The following is a 20,913-nucleotide window of genomic DNA, read 5'->3' as shown; positions in this document are numbered from 1 at the left end:
TTTAATTCTTAAACATTTTTCGCAGTTCTCTTCTTAGCAACTTCCAACCGTTGACTCTTGGAAGTTCATCCAAATCGTAGATTTCACGGGGAACTTTATATCTTGACAGATTTTCACGGGCGTATTCAAGCAAACCTTCACTGTCGTTTTCATTTTCCCAAACGACTGCAGCAACAGGTATTTCACCCCTGTGACAGTCATTTATACTAAAAATAGCTATTTCTTTAACCGCAGGGTATTTAATCAGCACTTCCTCAACTTCTGTCGGATAGATTTTCCATCCGCTCATTACAATCATGTCCTTTTTCCTGTCAGTAATGAACAAACGATTGTCTTCATCAAGATATCCGATATCACCGGTTAAAAACCATCCATCATCTAAAAATGATGCTTTTGTCTTTTCTTCGTTTCCCCAATAGCCTTTAGCGACTGCCGGGCCTCTAAGTGCGATTTCGCCCTGTTCATATTTTGCCTGAATTTTTGTCGAATCGCTTTCATCAACGATTTTAACTTCAGAAAAGCAAACGGGATGGCCTACACTTTCAAATCTGTCTGCTTCACGGTAATCTTCAGGTCTTATGACTGTACCTGTTCCGATTACAATTGTTTCGGATAATCCATAAGCGTTGATGATTGGTATGCCGTAGGTTTGATGGAAATCTTTCCAAATCTTTTTATGCAATGGCCCTCCACCTGAAATTATCTCACGAACGGTTTTAAGTTGTTTTCGTGCATCCATTGTAGTCAGGGAATGTATGACAGGAGGCATTCCGGTAAGAACGCTAACCTTTTCGCTTTCACATAATTCAAGATATTCGTCAATGTTGAACTGTTCAATCAAAATGTAGTATGCAGCTGATCTCAATGCTGAAATTGCCCATGACAATCCCACATGTGCCATCGGATAGATTCCCAAAAAGATATCGTCCTGCTTTAGGGTCAGCACATCGCATTCATTGTGTATTGCAGTGAAATAATTTCCATGGGTCAGCATTGCCCCTTTAGGCTGTCCGGTAGTTCCGGAGGTATATTGCAATTGGCATAGGTCATCCCAATCGGTATTTTCTGCTTCAAGCACTTCACAGTTTTTGAATTCGATAATGTCCTTTGGAATGTAGGTGTCAATGTCAATTATGTTTTTGCCTGCTTCATCAGTAATCAGAAGTTTTGCTTTTGAATCGCCTGCGATGTATTCAAGCTCCTTTGCAGTCATGATTCTATTTGTTGGAATAGCTATTGCACCGATTCTCCATATTGCAAAAAGTGAAAACAGGTATTCTTCGGAATTTGCAAGATAAATTAAAACTCGCTCTCCTTTTGAAATTCCCAAATCTTTTAGTTTCCTTCCAATTTCTGAAACAATTGATAAAATTTCTCCAGAGGTGTATTTTTCACCGTTTTTAGGATTGTATAAGACATGCTTGTCCAAACGTTTTGAATTTGCATCTAAAAAAGTAGTAATATTTAGCATTTAAATTAACTCCCGAACGATTGCTTTTGTAACATCCATTGTGGAAGAATCTCCTCCCAAATCTGGTGTCCTAATCTTACACTCGGCAATTACCTTTTCAACAGCATTTTTGATATTGTTTGAGGTTTCCCATTCTCCCAGATAATCGAGCATCATGGCTGCTGATAGGATCATTGAACATGGATTGGCTATATTTTTGCCTGCAATATCTGGTGCCGAACCGTGTACGGGTTCAAATAATCCGTTGTGATCACCAATGTTTCCGGAAGGTGCAAGACCCAATCCTCCGACAAGTCCTGCACTTTCATCAGACAGTATATCTCCAAACAGGTTACTTGAAACAATAACGTCGAAGTTTTGTGGCTGTGTCAGCAGGTACATTGCCATTGCATCGACGTAGTAATCTTCAGTTTTGATTTGAGGATAATCTTTTGCAACTTTATAAAAACTTTCTTTAAATACTCCATCAGTCTTTTTCAATACATTGCTTTTGTGAACGCAGGTAACCTTGCTTTCTTCCCTTTTGATACAAAGATTAAATGCGGCCTTGGAGATCCTTTCAGATGCCTTTCGTGTAATGTGTCTTTCAGCAATCATCTTGTCCATATTTCCATATTCTATTTGGGAATACAGCCCTTCGGTATTTTCCCTAACGATTACAAAGTCGATGTCGTCTCGAATGCAGTTTGCACCCTTGTATGACTTGATGGGCCTTATGTTTGCATATACATTCAATGCCTTTCTCAGATTTATGATCGGACTAGGCTCTCCGGGAGTTGATGTTGATGCTCCAAACAATACGGCATCACTTTTGCTAGCTATTTTGATTGTTTCTTCAGGCAATGTTGTTCCATTAAGGCTGAAACACTCATAACCGGCATTTCCATAGGTAAAACTAAATTCTATGTCTATTTTGTCAAGAAGATATTCGCAGGCAGTCATAACCTCTTTTCCTATTCCGTCTCCACTTATTACTGCAATGTTATACATTTACGTTCACTTGATAATTTTTTAATATGATTATAATATTGATTTAATGATATATATGCAATTTTCTTTTTAAAAAATTTGTTCGTATGTTATCGAAATACTTTTATATGATATATTACTATAAATTATATTAATTACATAGTAAATAGTAGTTAAACACCTTATTGAATAAGGGGGATTAAAATGGAAAGAAGTATCGATGAGTTAATAGAACTATTAAACGATAAAGATGACTTTGTTGTGGAAGATGTAATGGGAGAATTGGAAATAAGGGCTGATGAATCACTGGACCCATTGATTTCCGCTCTATCCAGCAGGAAAAAAAATATTAGGTTACATGCGGCTACTCTTTTAGGCGCAATTGGTGATGCTAAGGCAATCGACCCATTAATCTCAACATTAAAAGATAATAACAAGCTAGTTAGAAGGGAAGCATCCACTGCACTTTCACGTATGGGAGAACCTGCTGTTGATCCTTTAATCGGAGTTTTGGATGATGAAGATTGGAAAGTAAGGGGAGCAGCAGCCTGGGCACTCGGAAACTTGGGTGATGAAAAAGCCATTCCTGCACTTGAAAAACTTCTTGATGATGAAAGCGGTTTTGTAAAATCCGGTGCACAAAGTGCAATCGAATCAATTAAGAAATAATTAAGTTATTTCTTTCATTTCTTTTTTTTGTTTTGTTCCAAGGGGAATTTTAGGCCAATTAATGATATGATGGTTCAAAACTCTAATATTAAGCGTATTAATAGATATATATTGTATTTGATGTCTCTGTTTATCATATCTTTGGGCGCTGCACTTTCTATCAAGGCCAATCTGGGAACTTCTCCATTAATTTGTCTGCCTTACGTTTCAAGTTTAGTATTGAAGTTAAGTGTTGGAACGGTCTGTTTTATATTTAATTTTATTTTTGTCGTCCTGCAGGTTGTTCTTTTGAAAAGGGAGTTTGAAAAAAGGCAGTTTTTACAAATCGTTGTCGGTACAATATTTTCAGTGTTCATTGATTTTTCGGTGATGCTGGTTAATTTCTTAAATCCTCAGGATTACACAAGCCAAATGGCACTATTGCTGGTTAGCTGTATCGTTGTTGCATTTGGAGTTTTGTTTGAAATTCAAACTGAGGTGGTTTATCTGCCTGCTGATGGGCTGATTGTAGCAATTTCTAAGGTATTGAAGAGGGAATTTGCAAAAATAAAACCTTATGTAGACACTTCCATGGTAATTACTGCAGCAGTTTTGTCAGTTGTCTTTCTTGGATATCTTGCGGGAGTTCGTGAAGGAACTGTGATTTCTGCTTTGATTATAGGACCTATTGTTCGTGTACTAAAAAGATATTTGGATTCCTATATCGAACCTTTGATAAGCAAATAGAAATTTTTTTTGTAATCTGGGTTACTTGTCTTTCTTAAAGACAATACTCTCACCAATCATTTCAATTAAAATCTTATTGATTGGATTGATAAGGGATAGGGGATGTTCCTTTTTATAGTTCATTTGAAGCGGCAGAACCCTGAAACTGGACATGCACTGGTCAGTTGACCTGAGGGCAAAATAAGCTTTGTAGTCTTTGTCAATGATGTTGATCATTAATCCGACATCTTCTGTTCTTTCATGGCCGGCTATGCCTTCTTCAGCATAGACCTTAAATTTTTTCACGCCATCAGCCGTAATCAGAGCATATTCCACTAGGTATTCCAGCTCGTCTTCGTCAAGGTCATAGTCATCATATTCTATAATCTCTAGGCATTCATTGTCGGGAATCATTAAATTGGAAGCGCAATAGCCCAAGGAGATATAAATCCCATCATGGTCAAGGGCTTTTGAGATAATGTCGAAATAAAGGTTATCCAAAGGTTGGGACTTATACATGTCTCCTAAAATTTCCGGAACGGTATGGGTCATTCCTCCTTCTTCAATCACAGTACAGTAAAAATGCTTTTCGCCGAGATAACCTGCTGTTGATGCCTTTTCAATTGTCTTTTTAATGTCGATGTCATTGGCATCTTCAATATTTTCAGCTATATTTAAAGCTTCTTCATTGCTTATCATCATTATCACTATTTAAATGTTCAAATATTTCATCAGAATTTGTTGCTATATCATAAAGTTGTTCTGCCTTATATAAAAAGCCTTTTTCGTCCATTTCATCAATCATCTTAAGCATTGTGTCATAGAAATGATTGATGTTGAAAATTATAATTGGGCAGTCATGTCTTTTTAATTTTTTAAGCGTAATTATTTCAAAAAATTCATCCAGGGTTCCTATTCCTCCAGGCGAAATTATAAATGCGTCGGAGTTATTTAGAAATTCCTGTTTTCTTTCATCCATCGAATTGACATAAATGAATTCACTGCAATCTTTGCATAAGGGTTCAAATTCGCCAATCCATTCGGGTGCAATTCCAATTGATTTTCCGCCATTGTCATGAACTCCCTTGGCACATGCTCCCATCATGCCGGTGTCTCCACCTCCAAATACCAGTCGGTGGTTATTTTCAGCAATCATGCCTCCTAATGTGTAGGCTTCATCAGTGTATATTTTATCTATCTTTCTGCTTCCAGATCCGTAAAGGCATATGTTCATTTTATCACTCTAGATATCAGGAGTTTGCTCTGCAAGGCATAAATGGCAAATTGCATTTACATTGTCTTTCTGATTTTCCTTGACTGGGCAGAAATATTCTCCGTTTCTTTCTTCAACAAATAAGCTTCCTGGAAATTCACTTCCAACAGGATGTATTGGTTCTTCCAGAATAAAAGTTGTGTAAAGTGCAGTGATGACATATATCAATGGAAATTTGTCATCTGTCGCATCTGACAGCCTTTCCTTTTCGAAGGTTCTCTCAAGCATTGGGAATGATTCGTCAAATGCGGTTTTGTCTATAGCTGAATCGACATAATCCTCTTTTTCCTTAACCTCCTTCATGCGCATTATGAAATATTTAATGTAAATCTTCAGGTATTTTTCACGGTATTTGGCATGAACGAATTCTCCATCCTTTCGCATATGTGCGGTAGCCAGCATTAAATCATTGACTGATATGATTCGAGCATATTTTTTGAGAATTACCATTAGCTCCGATTTTGTAATTTCTTTTTTTGGAGATAATTTTTTAAGTTCTACCAATATGTCTTCAGCTTCCATGATTAAATTTATTAAGGTTCTGATTAATAAAAACTATTAATTACCTTGACATTAAATTATAATTATTGGGGTTATTAGTATGGATGAAAATTTCATGGAGATTTCAAAAGAGGATATTGAAAATGTTGAAAATGCTTTAAAAATCAATAGTGACTATAAGTTGAAAAGTTCTAAATTCAATGTTAAGGCATTTGAAAAAGGTCAAGACATAATCTTGATTCAATATGTTGCCAATGTTGAAAATGAGCTTGTTTTTTCCACTTATGAAGAAAATGGAAAATATTTCATTTCCGAAACATTCGGATTATTTATCGACAGCATTGTCAATGGAAATGTTTCACGTGATGTTTTCCAGTCTGTAAGCAGCTATTTTTATGATGTTATTGATAATCCTGATAATGACTACAGTGATGAAAAGGATGAATTGGTCACTTTTTTACTACTGACCGAAGACTATGAGGAACAACAGCTTCTTGAAGATTTAAATCCCGCCAAGATCCGTGAAGATTACCAAAAGGATTATAACATGATTTATGCCGATGAATCTTTGAATCGTGTTCAGAAAAGTTTAGCCCTAAAGGAACTTGTTCACATGTCCATATGTCAGGTGGTCAATGATCTGGAGTTGTTTTTCACAAGGCCATATAATTTGACTCCCGAAGAGGTTGCCGAGAAAAACAGGCAAGAGGCAAAGGCACTTGAAAATGAAATGCAGTTATCATAACTATTAAGTAATACTTATTACTAAAATATAATTGTTGATAATATGATAAATATTACTCGTAGTGAAGAGGTCGTCTTAAATCAGATAAAAATTTATGATATCGAATATCCTCAGGGAGTTCCCATTGGTGTCCTTAGAAAAGAGCTGGGATTTCATGAATATGATTTGATTCAAATTCTCGAAGAGCTTCAAGATAAAAATTTAGTTATTTTCGCAGACAATAAGGTTAGCCTGTCAGATAGCGAAAAGGAAGTCAACACAGTTAATTCCAAAAAGGATGTTGAAGAGTTGGAGCTAAACCAAAAGGAGATAGATTCGTATAAGTTAATTCGGGAACTGGTGGATGACAAAAATCTTGTTTCAAAATATACTTTAGAGGGTCATTTGTTATATGGAGATTTAAAACTCAGTAATTTCAGAATGTACCACATTATATTGTCTTTACAGAATAAAGGTCTTCTCAAAACAATTGAAAAGGATGATGGAGAATATTATCTCCTTGTTGGATAATATTTTTTACAAAATTAATAATATTTAAGTATTATCATTTTCTATTTTAATCATAATCTTTATATATGGATAAAATTAATATATTAAAATAATTATTGAATTTTTGATGTGTTTTTTATGATGAGAATAAGTATGTCATTACCTAAGAAGTTACTCGCAGATTTTGACGAGGTACTAAAAGAGAGAGGATATCAGTCTCGTTCTAAGGGAATTCGTGATGCACTTCAGGATTATATTGTAAGATATCAATGGATGAATTCCATGGAAGGGGAAAGAATAGGAATTATCACAATTATCTATGATCACCATTACACAGGAGTTATGGAAAGCCTTGCAGAAATTCAACACAGTTTCAGAAATGAAATCAATACAAGTATGCATATTCACATGACCGACAAATACTGTATGGAAATTGTTGTTGTAAATGGGGATATTGCTGAGATTCGTGATTTGACCGAAAGAATAATGAGACTTAAAGGTGTTGAACACGTAAAACTCACAAGTACTGCAAACGGCGAAGATTTTAGAGAACCTGGTCATACACACGACCATTCCCATGTTCATTAAAATCTTTTCTATTTATTTTTTTCATGAAATTTAAAACCACTCCATATCATCATGACCTGTTAAAAGATACGGATAGGTTATCTGTTTTTTATAGGGCTATTGAAGAGTATGATGGAAGAACTGATTTGGCATATGATTTAGGTTGCGGCAGTGGTGTTTTATCTTATTTTTTAAGTTCCAAATTTAAGGAAATCATCTCTTTGGAAGTTGAACGAAAAGCATATGTTTGTGCAAAAGAAAATCTGGCTGATTTTGATAACATTCAGGTTGTAAACAGTGATGTTTTGGATTATGAATTTACAAAAAAAGCAGATCTGATTGTTTGTGAGATGCTTGATACAGCTTTAATCGATGAAGAAGAGGTGCCGGTTTTAGATTATGCAAAAAGATTCCTGAAACCGGACGGCAAGATCATACCAGAGGCAATCGTAAATGCGGCGGAACTTGTGAATATGCAGAGGGATAATGTTCATTGGGATGAAGGCGCCAGATATGAAATCCTTTCAGATGAAATCATTTATTCCAAATTCGACCTGTTAGATGATATTGATCCTAATTTTAAAGCTATTTTAAAATTCAAGGCAAAAAAAGATGCTTTAGTAAATGGTTTGAAAATTACAACCTACACTATCCTTAATGATAATATTATTGCAGGGCCATTGCCCATGTTAAACCCGCCACTTCTGATTCCGTTGGAAGAAAAAGAAATTAAGGTAAATGATTTTATAAATGTTGAAATAAAATATATTATGGGAAAGGGGATTGAAAGTATAGAAACAAAAATTGTTAGGTGAAAATATGGAATTTGAATCTCAGTTAAGCAATTTTCTAACAGGTTTCGAGAAATTGCTGGTATTGGGTGTAGGCAATAAGCTGAAAAGTGATGATGGTGTGGGACCATTCATTATACAGAAGCTAAAGGAAGAAAACATTGAAAATAAAAACCTGATGTTCATTGATGCCGAAACAGTACCTGAAAACTTCACCGGCAAAATCAGAAAAGAAAATCCCACTCATTTAATTATTGTTGATGCATGTTTGATGGGTATGAATCCTGGAGATATGCAAATCGTTAACAAATATGAATTTGCAAACATTGGCATTTCAACTCATTCGATGTCACTGTCATTCTTTGTTCGCTATCTTGAAAGGGATACGGAATTTAGAATAATATTCGTTGGTATTGAGCCTGAAACTATGGATTGGGGTGAAAAACCAACGCCGAAAGTTGAAAAGGCGGCCAATGAATTTATAGAAATTTTAAAAGGAATTATATTATGAAAATTTTATTTATCGGCTCAAGATTGTATGATGATTTAGATTGGTATGTGAAGTCTAAAGGTATAGAAAGTGTTTTGACTGAATCAAATGAAGATGCAATCAACCTTGATTTGCCGGATCAGGTGTTTATTGTTCCGCGTGGAATGGATGGACCTAAACAGGTGGCATTGATGCAGAATGTAGATGCGGTCGTACCATTGATTGGAATTGATCCTCCATTGATTGATGTTGCTCACATGAAAGAGGAACTTGAATCTGAACAGGGCATTCCGGTTATTGCAGCAGGAGTACGTGCAGTGGAGCTGACTTCCGATAAAATCAAGACAAAGGAATTTTTCACTGAAATAGGTGTTGCCACTCCAAATTATCAAATTTTAAACAGTCCTGATGATTTGACTCTTGATTTTCCGGTTGTCCTAAAGCAGGGGGAAGGTCAAGGTGGCAAAGACATTAAGGTAGCCCGCTCAATAGATGACGTGAAGGATTATTTCAATGAATTTGACCATGCATTATGTGAAGAGTTTATTGAAGGTGCGGAAATATCAATTGAAGTATTGGGTTATAAAGGCGAATATGTGGCATTGCCGCCAATTTATAAAGGCGAAACTACCCTTGAAGGGACACACCCATTGAACAAAACCAAAACCGGACCTTGCATGGTTGAAGGATTGGATAATAATCTGGTTCAGTATACTGCTTATCAGGTAGCTAAAAACCTCAATTCTGACGGAATCTTTGAAATGGATTTCATGTTTTCTCGAAAAAACAATCAGCTTTATGCAATTGAAGTGAATACTCGACCAAACGGAACCAGATATCTGACTACCGCAACTTGTGGAGTGAATTCATTATGTGAATTGGTTAATATGGCAGTTGGAGAGTTCAGTTTAGCAAATATTTCCGATAAACTCAAGTATTATCATTCAACTGAAATTCCAATAGGCAACTATAAAGGGCCTGCTCCAAACGATCCAGTCAAATCTTTTGAAAATAATGATTTTGTTGTTCATGGGCCGGAAGGTTATCAAAGGGTTACCGCAAGGGCAGATTCCAGAGAGGAACTTGAAAACTTGGTTGAAAAGTTAACCTGAATTTCTGTGTTATAAGTTATAATTAAATACTATTACTAATATATACCATATTAATATGATTATGATAGTGTGGTATAATGAATAATACAGAAATGTTAATTCTTTTTTTAATAACATTGGTTGCTGCAATATTCTTCACATGGTATGTTAAAAGGATATTGCTAAAAGCAAGGATTGCTGATAATCCTATAGTTAGTGAACATAGACATAAAAGTGGTACTCCTACAATGGGAGGAATCGCCTTTTTATTTACAATTTCCTTAATTTTTGCACTATATTATCACAATACTTCAATATTGCTTGTATCATTCATTATGCTTGCAGGAGGAATTGTAGGATTGGTCGATGATTTAATTGGACTAAAGGTTAAAGAAGTTCAAAAAATTGTTGTAAACATATCCGATGAAACTATAACTTTGGGAAGATTGGATGTTGAACCGAATGAAGAGGTTCGTGTAGCAACTCCAAAAGCAAAGGCTGAAGTTGATGATTTGCTTAAGGCAGGTAAGGTGGAAGTTGTTGGTGAAGTTCCAATTAAAACAGAACCTGAAGAATCAGAAAAAATAATTTGCCAAATAGTTTTGGGACTATTTTTGGCTTTGACTGGAGCCGTAACAACATTGGGAGGATTTACATTAGGATGGCTTGCCATTCCTGTTGTAGTTATCGCAATTCTCGGATCCATTAATTCAGTTAATCTTATTGATGGTATGGACGGACTTGCAGCGGGAATTGTAGGTATTGCATCTATTTCTTGCTGTTTGTATGCTGATTTATTTGGGCTTGCAACAATCAGCCCTCCATTTTTAATCCTTGGGGCAATATGTCTTGGATTTTTAGTCTTTAACAAATATCCTGCATCAATATTCATGGGCGATACAGGTTCATTTGTTCTTGGAACCGGCTATGCGGCTGCGGTTCTAATAGGTAATATACCATACTTTGGAGTACTTGCATTGGGTGTTCCAATCATTTCAGTCGTTGTAAGTTTAATGCACAGGGCTCATATTATCAAGTTGCCTGTGGAACCTTTGCACCACACTTTAAATCATTATGGGATGTCTGAGACAAAGATCGTTTTGAGCTATTGGGGAATTACAGCTTTATTATGTGCTGTAGGTATACTCGCTAAGATGTATGTCTTTTAAATTTTTATGATTTGGTGATTTTTATGGATATTGAGGATTTTGTCAGGTCTATTAATGGGAAACTTGTAGGTAATGATGACTTTTTCTCTATTGATGGTTTTACAGGAAAGTTCACGTTCCTGCATGATGCACACACGGGGGATATTGTTATAAGGGAATGGATTGATCCTGCCGGTGTTGAAATAGCTTTTAATAAAAATATTGCATGTCTTGTAACTCCAAATCCTAAGGAAGGAGCCATTGAAGCTGCAAATCGCCTTAACTTTCCACTGATTATTATTGAGGACATGGCCGATGCTGAAAAATACGTTTTAGATTATTCGATTAATGATACTTTGGATGACATTGATGATTTGGTGGATTTTGTTGAAGGTGAACTCATCGGTAATGATGATTTCTTTTCAATTGACGGATTTTCCGGAAGATTCACATTTCTAAACGATGCCCATACTGGAGATATTGTAATCAGGCATTGGATTAACAAAACCGGAATTGAAATGGCATTCAACAGAAATATTGCTTGCTTGATTACTCAAAATCCTAAGGACGGAGCTATAGAAGAGGCTAAAAGATTAGGTTTCCCTTTAATCATAACCGATAAGATTGAACTGGCCAATGCCTATGCACTTTCATATACAATCAGTCACTTTTCCCCTACTTCAACCAATGTTGTAATTACTGGAACAAATGGAAAATCAACAACATCACATATGATTTATCATATTTTAAATAATGCAGGTTATCATGTATTGACCAATACCGACAGTGAATCTGAATTCAACACTTTAATTGATCCGATGGTTTCCAAACTAATTTCTGATGAGGTTGAAACTAACGGAACAATTGATTATCTGGTCATTGAAGTGTCTGAAGTTCAGGGATGGCTTGGTCATCTGATGGAAAATCATGCTGCGTTAATGAGTGAAGCCGTAAGGCCAAGAGTTGGAGTTATAACAAATATAGCAATGGATCATATAGGTCTTATAAATTCTGTCGATGATGTATTCAATGAGTTGAAAGCTGTTCCGGAATCTATTGGCCGAGGATTTACTGTTTTAAATCATGATGATGAGCTGGTTCGAAAATTGGATGCTCAAAATCCATTTTACACTTCAATGTCTAAACTGGATAGCGATAATGCGGTTTACTTCGACGACGGTAAAATAATATATGATGGTTCAACTATTTTAACAATTGATGAGCTTCCATTCAAGGGCAATCATTTCATACAAAACATATTGTCTGCAATCGGGGCCTGCATATCATTAAATTTGGATATTGATGTAATAACTGATGGAGTCAAAACTTACAAGGCGCTCAATAGAAGATTTGCAAAATTAAATGATGAACCCTTAATCTATGATGATTTTGCCCACAATCCCGATGGAATCAAGGCTACAATTTCCGAAACTCTCAAGCTGCTTCCGGACAATCAGAAACTGCATGTTGTCTGTGCAATCAGAGGGTCTAGAGGGATTGAAATTAATCAGTTGAATGTTGATGCTTTGATTGAGTCAATGGATGAGAATATTGTTTTATATTTATCTTCAAGCAATGATGTTGTAAATGAATTGAATTTTGTTGAAGAAGATGAAAGGGAAGTATTCTTCAATACATTAAATAAGAATAACATTGACTATATTCATTTTGATAATTTAGAGGATTGTTTAAGGGAAGTTTACAATAAAGCGGATAAGAAGGATATTATTCTGTTGATTGGGGCTCAGGGAATGGATCCTGCAGAGTCACTTTTGTCTGACATAATATAGAAAATTTAAATATAATATTAAATTAATATAATAAATGTATAATTTATTCTTTCTTAAAAGAATAGCAGTACTATGAGGAAATAAACATGTTTATAAAGATTAGAAGAGACACATTAATTATTTTATTATTGGCGTTTATTTTAATTCTTTGCGGTCGTTTAATCACTTATGTGGCTTTCGCTTCATCTGATGATATTACTGACGGAATTCCTATTTCCGGAATCATTGTTAAAGGCAATGATATAGTTCCGGTTGACACTATCAGATATAATGTTATGCAAGCCGGTTTTAGGGATGGAAGTGTTATATATGATGATATTTTAAAAACTTCCAAAAGAGAAGTTTCGCTGCAGGATGCGATACAGACGGCTCAAGAATTTGCAACACGGTCGACAGTGCCTGGAACATCTGTAGAGCCTATTACTGCTGCAGATGTGCAAGTAGATAAAAATACTGGTGTAGTTACAGTCACTGTCATAGAAGATTTTTCTTCTGTTGAATTGGATAATAAGACAATAGGGGGAACTGGATGAATATTAGAAAATTCCATATTGCTATTGTCTGTTTGATTATACTTTTAATGACTATGAGCAGTGTCGCTGCTACATGTAACATTATTGTTATTACAGACCCTTCCGGAAATGATCCGAATGGTGCGGCAGCAGGAAGTATGTCCTTTGCAGAAAACATGTTCCAGTCAACATTTTTAATGTCAAAGATTAATCATTTTGTAGTGCTTTCCGGGGGTACCGGTAGTTCTGAATCAAGGCTGGATTCTGTAGTGGATGCCGTCGCAAATCTGGAGAATAATGCTTCAGCAGCTTCTGCAGCTTCCTTGGCAACACAATTTAAAGGTGCTCGTCTAGTAGTCGGCGGTCCGAATATCGGTGCTGCAATTGGAGGTTCCTTTAATGCTTATGTAATTACTGTTGATGATGCAAGCAATGACATTAAGGTAACTCCATATACCAGTGGAATTGCTACATTGCAGCCCGGCCAAAAAGGAGCTATCATTCACTTGAGAAACACTGCAGGAAATCCATTATACGGTACTGCAGACAGTGTCAGAAAAGAAACTGCAATGAATATTGGAAAAATGATTAGGGATGGATATCCTGCTACCACAATTCTTTCTGAAGCTATGGGCGAAGTGGCCAGAGATTCAGGAGAGAAATACGGTGGGGGTGGAGTAAACCTGATTTCAGGTATTTCCACTGATGACATGTTCACTCCAATAGAAATGAACCAGACAGGTTATCCTATGGATTCTGAATACTCAAAGGTCTGTGACGATTGTGGATGGGCTATGGGTTATCCCGCAGCAGAATCTCATGACAGATGTCCTGTTTGTAATTCAGAGCTCAGAATCGTGTATGCATATGAGGCATTGGGTTCAGCTTTAACAGTCAGTTCAAATGCAGTCAGTGTATCTGTTTATGGAAGTGACAAACCTGGATTGGCATCAACTACTCAGGAAATTGTTGAAGCTTCAGTTGCGAAATATGGATATGATGCATCCACTATTGCTGGGTCTATCAACAGAGGTATTAACAATGGACTTCTCATGGGTGTTGACCATGTTGAACCTAAGGACATTAATGTAAAACAAGGTTCTAAAGCTGTTGGTGTTTATTATAATGCCCTTCCGGGAGACAGATCCTCTCCAGCTTGGGATTTACCTATTGATGGTAATATCCTAAACATTTTAGGAAGTATTCAAACTGCAGTGGGCATAATCTTGATACTTTTAGTCGTATTCAGATCAAGACTGTTAAAATCTTTCCAGAACAGGTGATTGTCATGGCGTTGATATTGATAAGAGGAGAAAATAATTCTAAACTGCTGAATGCAATTGCAGATATGGAACGCCATGGTAATTTGAATCTGACATCAAAGCCTAAAGTAGTCGATGCTTCTTTTGCAGATAATCTTGTTGAAGGAATATTGAATTCAAAACTCAAGACAAAGTCTAATGTTGCCACAGCATTTTTTGTAAAGGAAGATACCACTTTAAGCATTATGCAGGTCAAAAAAATTCATCCTCCAGCTCATGTGGTGGTTGTAAGCGATGAATATGGTGCTTATTCTAAATTGGAATATGTCCTGAATAATGCTGATGATTTCACAGGTTATAATTCCACTAAGGCTATTAATGATGGGATGATTGATTATAAAATAAATAAAAAGGAAAGACACATTAGAAATGATAAATTGAATAGCTATACAAAATAGCTATTTTCTTTTAATTTTCATAATGTTGCCTAAGGTTCTTTCTCCGGATGAATTGCTGATGAACTGATTGAGGTCAACATTGTCTACTTTTTCAAGCAGTTTGATGTCCAATGCTTTTTCTAGTTTTTTTGTAAGTTTATTGTCCGGAGTCATTTTTCCGGTTTCAATTCTGTTTATAACTGAAACTCTTTCGTTGATTTTCCTGCCCAAATCTTCACGAGACCAGTCTTTGGCTTCTCTTGCTTTTCTTACTTCCAGACTAAAGTCTTCAATCAATTCTTCGGAAGGTTCTTCATTTCTGGAATATGCTCTGTTTCTAGTTGTTGCAGGCCTTTGTTTTTTATTCTTATTTTGTTTGACAAATTTCGGTTTAGGTTGTGCTTTTTGAATTTTTCCAAGTTTTGAGCACTCTTTACAAACAACCATGACTGATCCTTCAATTTTTGCTCTTATTGGATTGTTTTCTGGTACTGGTTTACCACAAATTTCACATTCCATATCAATCAGTTCCCCTTATTTTTTAATTAAATATATATTTGTAATGTTATATAATGATTGTTAGTTTCAATTAAAATGAATACCTTTAAATACTTTAAAGTTACTAATTGTTATTAAAGTAACATGTTGTTAAAAAATTTAAACTAACTGGAGATGATTCACATGGATGATTTTAATGATTTGGAAAATTCTTCAAAAGAACAGTTAATTGAAAAAGTCGATTTATTGCAAGACGAAATTGACACCTTAAGAGAAGAAAAATCCAAAGCTAAAAGTAACTTAATGTGGAAAGTTAGGAAATTGGAAAAAGACAAGGTTCTAATTGAAAATGAAAAGATTAGACTTGAAAGAGAAGTAAAATCTCTCAGATCTGAAGTTGATAGATTTAGGTCACCTCCTTTAGTACTTGCTACCATTACAGAAGTATTGGATGATCACAGAATGACTGTAAAAAGCAGTACAGGACCTAGTTTTCTTGTTAATTACTCAAAATTCTTAGATGAAAAATTATTGGTGCCAGGTTCAAGAGTTGCACTCAATCAACAGACTTTCGGCATAGTTGAAGTGTTGCCTTCCGAAAAAGATGCCAATGTTTCAGGAATGGAAATCGAAACCAAACCTGATATCACTTATGACCAAATCGGTGGTTTGGAAGAGCAAATCCTCGAAGTTAAGGAAACAGTTGAACTTCCTTTAACTGAACCTGAACTCTTTGAAAGGGTAGGTATAGAACCTCCTAAAGGCATATTGTTGTATGGACCGCCGGGAACCGGTAAAACTTTACTTGCAAAGGCAGTAGCCAATGAAACTAATGCAACATTCATTAAAATTGTTGCTTCTGAATTTGTTAAAAAATACATTGGTGAAGGTGCAAGACTTGTTCGTGAAGTATTTGAACTTGCTAAGGAAAAGGCTCCGGCAATCATATTCATTGATGAATTGGATGCAGTGGCTGCAAAAAGACTTAAAAGTTCCACCAGCGGAGATAGGGAAGTTCAAAGAACTTTAATGCAATTGCTTGCAGAACTCGATGGATTCGAATCCAGAGGGGATATAGGCATCATTGGCGCTACCAACAGGCCTGATATCCTGGATCCTGCACTTTTACGTCCGGGTCGTTTCGATAGATTCATTGAAGTTCCTCTTCCTAATGAAGATGGAAGACGTGAAATCCTTAAAATCCACACCAGGAACATGTCCTTTGATGAAGAGGCAGATGTTGACTTGTTGGCTGATTTAACAGACGGCTTATCTGGTGCAGATTTAAAGGCCGTATGTACTGAAGCCGGTATGTTTGCAATTCGTGATTCCCGTGATAAAATCACTGTAGATGACTTTATGAAGGCTGTTGATAAAGTTATGGACAAAACCAAAGAGGATGAATTGTTCAAAACAGAAGCTGGCGTAATGTTTGGATAAATCTAATTGAAATAAGCCAATGATGAACCCTATGAGCTCTGATGCGTGATGAATGATGGGCGAGCTGAGGCTTATTTTTCATTACTTTTTTTGTAAAACTTTATTTAAAAGTAAATTCTAATATTATAATCATGTTCTTTAATAATAATGAAAGTAAAGTTAATGATAGAATACTTTACCAAACAAAACCTAATATGATATTAGGTTGTAAAAAAGCAATTCTTGGAGTCATTATTCTAATCATTATCCTGAACATCTCTCCCATTGCGATAAAATTTATAGGGGAAATGCAGGTCTATATGATTTCTCAAGTTAAACTTTCACTGACTAGATATATGGCCATTGCTTTTTTTGTTATCATTCTTATTAACGTTATTTATATTATTTGGCAGCTGATTGGTTGGTATTCAATGGAATATACCTTGACTGAAAGCAGAATCATTATTAAATCAGGAGTTATTTCCACTAAAAAGAATTACATGCCTTATGCAACAATTCAGGATATCAATTCTTCTCAAAATATTCTCTCCCGTCTGTTAAATGTGGGATCAGTTTCTGTGTATAGCGCATATGACAACAATCAGTTGGAACTAAAAAACATTTCAAATCCTTCAAAAGTGGAGGAGATCATTTTTTCAAGAATGGTTGGGCCAAGAAATTTCCAGGCTCCGCCACAATCCATGCCCCAATATCAGGAAAGAGGCTACAACGCTTATTCCGACAGGTCTAATGATTTTGCTAGGCATGATGATTATTATGATGCATCTGATGAGTATGTTCGTGAGGATTATCTGGGAAGAAATGATTTTTATGATGAATACGAACCGATAACTCCAATAACCCATGAAAGAAATGCTCGTCAAAGGGGAGAATATGAATACTATCCTGAGGATTTTGAAAGTATCACAAACCAACCTCCCCGTCATACATATGAATATGAACCTTATGATTCAGGATACTCAAAACCTTCAAACAATCCTCAAAGGAACATTAACTATAATCCAAGAAGGGACGATTATTCATATGACAATGATGATTATTATTATAATAATGAACCTAAAAGTTATTATGATGAAGTAGTTGAAGAATATCCTCAAAATGATGTTGAAGATATGGATATTCCTTCTGATAATGTTATTCGCAGACATTTCGATAAATTTAAAAAATAAGGTATTTAGATGAATTCTGATTTTGATGTTGTTGTTGTCGGTGCTGGACCTGTAGGTTCGACTGTTGCATATTATCTGAGTGAAAGCGGTTTGGATGTTGCAGTCGTTGACAAAAAAAAGCAAATCGGCTATCCTCTACAATGTGCAGGAATTTTAAGCAAACACATTTTCGATTTCAATGAACTGCCGAAGGAAGTCATACTGAATGAAGTGACAGGCGCATTTCTCCATACCAGAAATCATATTCTCAACGTTGAAAAAGACACTGCTGTGGCATACATCATTGACAGAGTTGCATACGATAACTTTTTGTTAAACAGGTCAATTGAAAGTGGAGTGCAGCTAATCAATCAGAAGGTTGTCGGTGTCGATAGTCAAAAGGGAATAACCTACCTTTCAAACGATGAGGAAATCCGATCCAGAATCATAATAGGATGCGATGGCTACAATTCGACATTGTCAAAATGCATTTCCAACAGTCAGGATAGTTTTCCGGCATCACAGATGCTTGTTGAAATAGATGATGAAAACGTTAACCTTTTTAGGGAGTCTGAGCGCAATTGTGATGATTATGTGGATACCTATCTCTTGGATGATATCCTGCCCGGATTTTTATGGGTCATACCATTGAAAAACAATCAATATAGGGTGGGAATGTTTTCAACTCAGAATCACAGAAAGCAGGATGAAGTATTAAATAGCTTTTTGGATGAAAACTTTGACTACAAAATCATTGAGAAATATAAGGGTTTCATACCTATTTTCAATGATAGGAATAAGATTGTAAAAGATAGGCTGCTTTTGATAGGTGATGCGGCATCTCAGGTTAAGCCAACTTCCGGTGGGGGTCTGCTGATTGCATTTGATGCCTGTAAAATTGCAAGCAGGTATGTCATTGAAGCAATTAATAATGATGATATTAATATATTAAAGGGATATCAGAAGGATTTCAGAAGTAAATATCTAAAGGAATTCAGTTATCAATTAAAGGTTCAAAAAACTCTCAGTTTATTAAATGATGATGATTTGGATTATCTGTTTTTAAAACTTAAGGAAAACGATTGTGAAAAGTTAATATCAGAGTATGGTGATATGGACACTCAATCAAAACTTGTAAAGGAATTTATTAAAAGAGGTTTAATATTTAAGATTATTCCAACATTTCTTTTTAAAAAAGTTGTAAATATATTTGGATTAAGGTGAATTTATGGAATTATTATGTATACAATCACAAGAACATCCGGAGCTACCTTTAGCAGAACTGAAAGCGGTAATGGAATGTGAAAATATAGATGCTCAGCTTGAAAGTGTTTGTGAAGGCATAGCTATTTTGAAAAATATTTCTCAGGATAAATTTGATGAATACTACAGAATATTAATTAAAAGATTAGGATATACCCATGAAGTTCACGAACTGATTTTGGAAACAAGCGTTGATACTTTAGACAATGATGTTTCGCAAATCGATTGGTCTTGTTATATTGACAAAACTTTTGCGGTACGTGTTAAAAGAATTCACTCACAGATTGATACAGTAGGATATGAAAGGAAACTGGGAACATTGATTTTGGAAAATTGTGATGATATAAGGGTTAACCTGTCAAAACCGAATACATTGGTCAGAGTTGCCGCTTTTGAAAATAATTTATATGTGGGTATTGAAAGATTAAAATTAAATAAAAAACATTTTGAAGAAAGCAAACCTCATAAAAGACCATTCTTCTATCCGGGATCCATGAATCCAAAACTTGCAAGATGTATGGTCAATCTGTCAAGAATCAAAGAGGGAGAACTGTTGCTTGATCCGTTTTGCGGCACTGGAGGAATACTTATTGAGGCGGGTTTAATCGGATGTAAGGTTGTAGGATCCGATATCTACTGGAAAATGAAAAATGGAACTGCAATCAATTTGGAGCATTATGGCATTACTGATTACAGAACATTCCATTTGGATGTTCGGGAACTGAAAATGTATGAAAAAGTATCCAGTGTAGTTACTGATCCTCCTTATGGAATTTCCACATCTACCGGAGATGTCGATGGTGATGAAATCTTTAAGGAATTTTTTAAGGCCATCTATGATAATATGAAGGATGATGCTTACCTTTGTATGGCTTCACCTCATTATGTGGACTTAAAACCAATGGTTAAGGAAGTTGGTTTTGAAATTGTGGAACAATATGGAATTAAAATGCATAGAAGTTTAACAAGAATTATTTCTGTTATACGTAAAAAATTGAACTAATATTTAAGTGATGGGGATACATTTATATACTAGTTATTTTTTGCAAGGGTTTAAACTCAATGAATCTTTATAATTCCTGTTAATTTTATTATTTTATTCAATATTTTTTTCTATTTTATTTTTATTTGATTTTAAGAAAATTATTTTTGATTTTATATTAAAAGCGTTTTTTCATTAAATTCATAGTTAAAATTTGATATTTTTAACTAATTAAATTTTTAAGAAATTTATTTTATTTTAAATATTTTTTTGCAATATTTTTTAATTAAATTTGTTAATAAAATTTGTCTGTCTATTAAATGTGCTATGTGTTTTATGGCGATGACCTAAGTAATATTGTATGGAACAATTTTTACTATGATGGTTGCTTTCCGCATGTAGCTATACATTTTGTGAGTACTTGAATTTTCTCAAGTATGATGTTGGTTTTGTAGTATGTGGTGAATTAGTTACAAACTAGTTTAGTGTAATACTCGTCTATATTTAGCGTACTTCATAATACTTTATACTTATTATGTCTGTTATGTGATTCAATTCTGTTTGATCCTGGCAGATGTTACTGCTATTGGGATTCGATTAAGCCATGCAAGTCGAACGAATTTAGATTCGTGGCGTACGGCTCAGTAACACGTGGATAATCTACCCTTAGGA

Annotated in this window: 23 protein-coding genes and 1 rRNA gene; 18 read left to right on the top strand and 6 right to left on the bottom strand. The window is 35.2% G+C overall.

All coding sequences use genetic code 11. The annotated features are described in order from the left end of the window. Position 1: 1 nt before the first annotated feature. On the bottom strand, positions 2-1,471 hold the full coding sequence (locus tag ACJMLO_RS02505) for a class I adenylate-forming enzyme family protein (RefSeq protein WP_405293602.1): 1,470 nt from the start codon (positions 1,469-1,471) through the stop codon (positions 2-4). Then, complete coding sequence (gene aksF, locus ACJMLO_RS02500) at positions 1,472-2,461, bottom strand: homoisocitrate dehydrogenase (RefSeq protein WP_405293600.1); 990 nt, start codon at positions 2,459-2,461, stop codon at positions 1,472-1,474. A 183-nt stretch (positions 2,462-2,644) separates the two neighbouring features. Between aksF and ACJMLO_RS02495 the strand changes: the two genes are divergently transcribed. Further along, positions 2,645-3,109 carry a HEAT repeat domain-containing protein gene (locus tag ACJMLO_RS02495; RefSeq protein WP_405293598.1) on the top strand — a complete coding sequence of 155 codons (465 nt, stop codon included), beginning with the start codon at positions 2,645-2,647 and terminating at the stop codon, positions 3,107-3,109. Between the two features lie 120 nt (positions 3,110-3,229). Beyond that, positions 3,230-3,835, top strand: coding sequence for a YitT family protein (locus ACJMLO_RS02490; protein WP_405293596.1), 606 nt, complete (start codon positions 3,230-3,232; stop codon positions 3,833-3,835). A gap of 21 nt (positions 3,836-3,856) precedes the next feature. On the opposite strand, the gene ACJMLO_RS02485 is transcribed toward ACJMLO_RS02490, so the two are convergent. The 3 genes from ACJMLO_RS02485 to ACJMLO_RS02475 are packed head-to-tail and all read right to left on the bottom strand — an operon-like array spanning position 3,857 to position 5,609. Further along, positions 3,857-4,513 carry a hypothetical protein gene (locus ACJMLO_RS02485; RefSeq protein WP_405293594.1) on the bottom strand — a complete coding sequence of 219 codons (657 nt, stop codon included), beginning with the start codon at positions 4,511-4,513 and terminating at the stop codon, positions 3,857-3,859. Next, the gene (locus ACJMLO_RS02480; RefSeq protein WP_405293593.1) at positions 4,500-5,048 is read right to left on the bottom strand and encodes a TIGR00730 family Rossman fold protein; all 549 of its coding nucleotides are present in this window, start codon (positions 5,046-5,048) and stop codon (positions 4,500-4,502) included. Before ACJMLO_RS02480 ends, ACJMLO_RS02485 begins: the two co-directional genes overlap by 14 nt. Positions 5,049-5,057: 9 nt before the next feature. After that, complete coding sequence (locus ACJMLO_RS02475) at positions 5,058-5,609, bottom strand: DUF2115 domain-containing protein (RefSeq protein ID WP_405293591.1); 552 nt, start codon at positions 5,607-5,609, stop codon at positions 5,058-5,060. A 79-nt stretch (positions 5,610-5,688) separates the two neighbouring features. Between ACJMLO_RS02475 and ACJMLO_RS02470 the strand changes: the two genes are divergently transcribed. From ACJMLO_RS02470 to ACJMLO_RS02420, 11 genes are all read left to right on the top strand, one after another. Beyond that, positions 5,689-6,333: a hypothetical protein gene (locus ACJMLO_RS02470; RefSeq protein WP_405293589.1), complete on the top strand. Its 645-nt coding sequence runs from the start codon at positions 5,689-5,691 to the stop codon at positions 6,331-6,333. Positions 6,334-6,375: 42 nt separating this feature from the next. Continuing rightward, the gene (locus tag ACJMLO_RS02465; protein WP_405293587.1) at positions 6,376-6,843 is read left to right on the top strand and encodes a hypothetical protein; all 468 of its coding nucleotides are present in this window, start codon (positions 6,376-6,378) and stop codon (positions 6,841-6,843) included. A 117-nt stretch (positions 6,844-6,960) separates the two neighbouring features. Beyond that, positions 6,961-7,410 carry a nickel-responsive transcriptional regulator NikR gene (gene nikR / locus ACJMLO_RS02460; RefSeq protein ID WP_405293585.1) on the top strand — a complete coding sequence of 150 codons (450 nt, stop codon included), beginning with the start codon at positions 6,961-6,963 and terminating at the stop codon, positions 7,408-7,410. 23 nt (positions 7,411-7,433) lie between these two features. After that, the gene (locus ACJMLO_RS02455; protein ID WP_405293583.1) at positions 7,434-8,204 is read left to right on the top strand and encodes a methyltransferase domain-containing protein; all 771 of its coding nucleotides are present in this window, start codon (positions 7,434-7,436) and stop codon (positions 8,202-8,204) included. A 4-nt stretch (positions 8,205-8,208) separates the two neighbouring features. Then, on the top strand, positions 8,209-8,691 hold the full coding sequence (gene hycI / locus ACJMLO_RS02450) for a hydrogenase maturation peptidase HycI (protein WP_405293581.1): 483 nt from the start codon (positions 8,209-8,211) through the stop codon (positions 8,689-8,691). Further along, on the top strand, positions 8,688-9,782 hold the full coding sequence (locus ACJMLO_RS02445) for an acetyl-CoA carboxylase biotin carboxylase subunit family protein (protein ID WP_405293579.1): 1,095 nt from the start codon (positions 8,688-8,690) through the stop codon (positions 9,780-9,782). Before hycI ends, ACJMLO_RS02445 begins: the two co-directional genes overlap by 4 nt. Positions 9,783-9,859: 77 nt before the next feature. Then, the gene (locus ACJMLO_RS02440; protein WP_405293577.1) at positions 9,860-10,930 is read left to right on the top strand and encodes a glycosyltransferase family 4 protein; all 1,071 of its coding nucleotides are present in this window, start codon (positions 9,860-9,862) and stop codon (positions 10,928-10,930) included. A 287-nt stretch (positions 10,931-11,217) separates the two neighbouring features. Beyond that, the gene (locus tag ACJMLO_RS02435; protein ID WP_405293705.1) at positions 11,218-12,699 is read left to right on the top strand and encodes a Mur ligase family protein; all 1,482 of its coding nucleotides are present in this window, start codon (positions 11,218-11,220) and stop codon (positions 12,697-12,699) included. A gap of 86 nt (positions 12,700-12,785) precedes the next feature. After that, positions 12,786-13,232 carry a hypothetical protein gene (locus ACJMLO_RS02430; protein ID WP_405293575.1) on the top strand — a complete coding sequence of 149 codons (447 nt, stop codon included), beginning with the start codon at positions 12,786-12,788 and terminating at the stop codon, positions 13,230-13,232. Continuing rightward, positions 13,229-14,494 carry a hypothetical protein gene (locus ACJMLO_RS02425; RefSeq protein WP_405293573.1) on the top strand — a complete coding sequence of 422 codons (1,266 nt, stop codon included), beginning with the start codon at positions 13,229-13,231 and terminating at the stop codon, positions 14,492-14,494. Before ACJMLO_RS02430 ends, ACJMLO_RS02425 begins: the two co-directional genes overlap by 4 nt. Positions 14,495-14,499: 5 nt before the next feature. After that, positions 14,500-14,931: a DUF356 domain-containing protein gene (locus ACJMLO_RS02420; protein ID WP_405293571.1), complete on the top strand. Its 432-nt coding sequence runs from the start codon at positions 14,500-14,502 to the stop codon at positions 14,929-14,931. Here ACJMLO_RS02420 and ACJMLO_RS02415 read toward each other — a convergent pair whose 3' ends face one another. Next, positions 14,932-15,429, bottom strand: coding sequence for a multiprotein bridging factor aMBF1 (locus ACJMLO_RS02415; protein ID WP_405293568.1), 498 nt, complete (start codon positions 15,427-15,429; stop codon positions 14,932-14,934). It lies immediately after the preceding gene. A gap of 153 nt (positions 15,430-15,582) precedes the next feature. Between ACJMLO_RS02415 and ACJMLO_RS02410 the strand changes: the two genes are divergently transcribed. From ACJMLO_RS02410 to ACJMLO_RS02390, 5 genes are all read left to right on the top strand, one after another. Continuing rightward, entirely contained in the window at positions 15,583-16,848 is a 1,266-nt protein-coding gene (locus ACJMLO_RS02410) for a proteasome-activating nucleotidase (RefSeq protein ID WP_405293566.1), read from the top strand. 194 nt (positions 16,849-17,042) lie between these two features. Next, positions 17,043-18,017, top strand: coding sequence for a PH domain-containing protein (locus ACJMLO_RS02405; protein ID WP_405293564.1), 975 nt, complete (start codon positions 17,043-17,045; stop codon positions 18,015-18,017). Positions 18,018-18,026: 9 nt separating this feature from the next. Further along, positions 18,027-19,220 (top strand): geranylgeranyl reductase family protein, encoded by a 1,194-nt coding sequence (locus tag ACJMLO_RS02400; RefSeq protein WP_405293562.1) that lies wholly within the window; start codon positions 18,027-18,029, stop codon positions 19,218-19,220. A 4-nt stretch (positions 19,221-19,224) separates the two neighbouring features. Next, the gene (locus ACJMLO_RS02395; RefSeq protein WP_405293560.1) at positions 19,225-20,262 is read left to right on the top strand and encodes a TIGR01177 family methyltransferase; all 1,038 of its coding nucleotides are present in this window, start codon (positions 19,225-19,227) and stop codon (positions 20,260-20,262) included. Positions 20,263-20,795: 533 nt separating this feature from the next. Next, positions 20,796-20,913 (top strand): 16S ribosomal RNA (locus tag ACJMLO_RS02390); the annotation flags it as partial.

The sequence above is a fragment of the Methanobrevibacter sp. genome (assembly GCF_045120835.1).
GTDB lineage: Archaea > Methanobacteriota > Methanobacteria > Methanobacteriales > Methanobacteriaceae > Methanocatella.
The sequence above is the reverse complement of the archived record's forward strand: the minus strand, read 5'-3'. Positions and strand labels throughout refer to the sequence as shown.

Excerpts from the sequence above, each read along its gene's own strand:
- ACJMLO_RS02485 (WP_405293594.1), bottom strand. The coding sequence starts at position 4,513 with ATGATAAGCAATGAAGAAGCTTTAAATATAGCTGAAAATATTGAAGAT.
- ACJMLO_RS02425 (WP_405293573.1), top strand. The coding sequence starts at position 13,229 with ATGAATATTAGAAAATTCCATATTGCTATTGTCTGTTTGATTATACTT.
- ACJMLO_RS02410 (WP_405293566.1), top strand. The coding sequence starts at position 15,583 with ATGATTCACATGGATGATTTTAATGATTTGGAAAATTCTTCAAAAGAA.
- aksF (WP_405293600.1), bottom strand. The coding sequence starts at position 2,461 with ATGTATAACATTGCAGTAATAAGTGGAGACGGAATAGGAAAAGAGGTT.
- ACJMLO_RS02480 (WP_405293593.1), bottom strand. The coding sequence starts at position 5,048 with ATGAACATATGCCTTTACGGATCTGGAAGCAGAAAGATAGATAAAATA.
- ACJMLO_RS02495 (WP_405293598.1), top strand. The coding sequence starts at position 2,645 with ATGGAAAGAAGTATCGATGAGTTAATAGAACTATTAAACGATAAAGAT.
- ACJMLO_RS02455 (WP_405293583.1), top strand. The coding sequence starts at position 7,434 with ATGAAATTTAAAACCACTCCATATCATCATGACCTGTTAAAAGATACG.
- ACJMLO_RS02395 (WP_405293560.1), top strand. The coding sequence starts at position 19,225 with ATGGAATTATTATGTATACAATCACAAGAACATCCGGAGCTACCTTTA.
- ACJMLO_RS02430 (WP_405293575.1), top strand. The coding sequence starts at position 12,786 with ATGTTTATAAAGATTAGAAGAGACACATTAATTATTTTATTATTGGCG.
- ACJMLO_RS02405 (WP_405293564.1), top strand. The coding sequence starts at position 17,043 with ATGATATTAGGTTGTAAAAAAGCAATTCTTGGAGTCATTATTCTAATC.
- ACJMLO_RS02440 (WP_405293577.1), top strand. The coding sequence starts at position 9,860 with ATGAATAATACAGAAATGTTAATTCTTTTTTTAATAACATTGGTTGCT.
- nikR (WP_405293585.1), top strand. The coding sequence starts at position 6,961 with ATGATGAGAATAAGTATGTCATTACCTAAGAAGTTACTCGCAGATTTT.
- ACJMLO_RS02470 (WP_405293589.1), top strand. The coding sequence starts at position 5,689 with ATGGATGAAAATTTCATGGAGATTTCAAAAGAGGATATTGAAAATGTT.
- ACJMLO_RS02400 (WP_405293562.1), top strand. The coding sequence starts at position 18,027 with ATGAATTCTGATTTTGATGTTGTTGTTGTCGGTGCTGGACCTGTAGGT.
- ACJMLO_RS02490 (WP_405293596.1), top strand. The coding sequence starts at position 3,230 with ATGTCTCTGTTTATCATATCTTTGGGCGCTGCACTTTCTATCAAGGCC.
- ACJMLO_RS02415 (WP_405293568.1), bottom strand. The coding sequence starts at position 15,429 with ATGGAATGTGAAATTTGTGGTAAACCAGTACCAGAAAACAATCCAATA.
- ACJMLO_RS02420 (WP_405293571.1), top strand. The coding sequence starts at position 14,500 with ATGGCGTTGATATTGATAAGAGGAGAAAATAATTCTAAACTGCTGAAT.
- ACJMLO_RS02435 (WP_405293705.1), top strand. The coding sequence starts at position 11,218 with ATGGCCGATGCTGAAAAATACGTTTTAGATTATTCGATTAATGATACT.
- hycI (WP_405293581.1), top strand. The coding sequence starts at position 8,209 with ATGGAATTTGAATCTCAGTTAAGCAATTTTCTAACAGGTTTCGAGAAA.
- ACJMLO_RS02505 (WP_405293602.1), bottom strand. The coding sequence starts at position 1,471 with ATGCTAAATATTACTACTTTTTTAGATGCAAATTCAAAACGTTTGGAC.
- ACJMLO_RS02475 (WP_405293591.1), bottom strand. The coding sequence starts at position 5,609 with ATGGAAGCTGAAGACATATTGGTAGAACTTAAAAAATTATCTCCAAAA.
- ACJMLO_RS02465 (WP_405293587.1), top strand. The coding sequence starts at position 6,376 with ATGATAAATATTACTCGTAGTGAAGAGGTCGTCTTAAATCAGATAAAA.
- ACJMLO_RS02445 (WP_405293579.1), top strand. The coding sequence starts at position 8,688 with ATGAAAATTTTATTTATCGGCTCAAGATTGTATGATGATTTAGATTGG.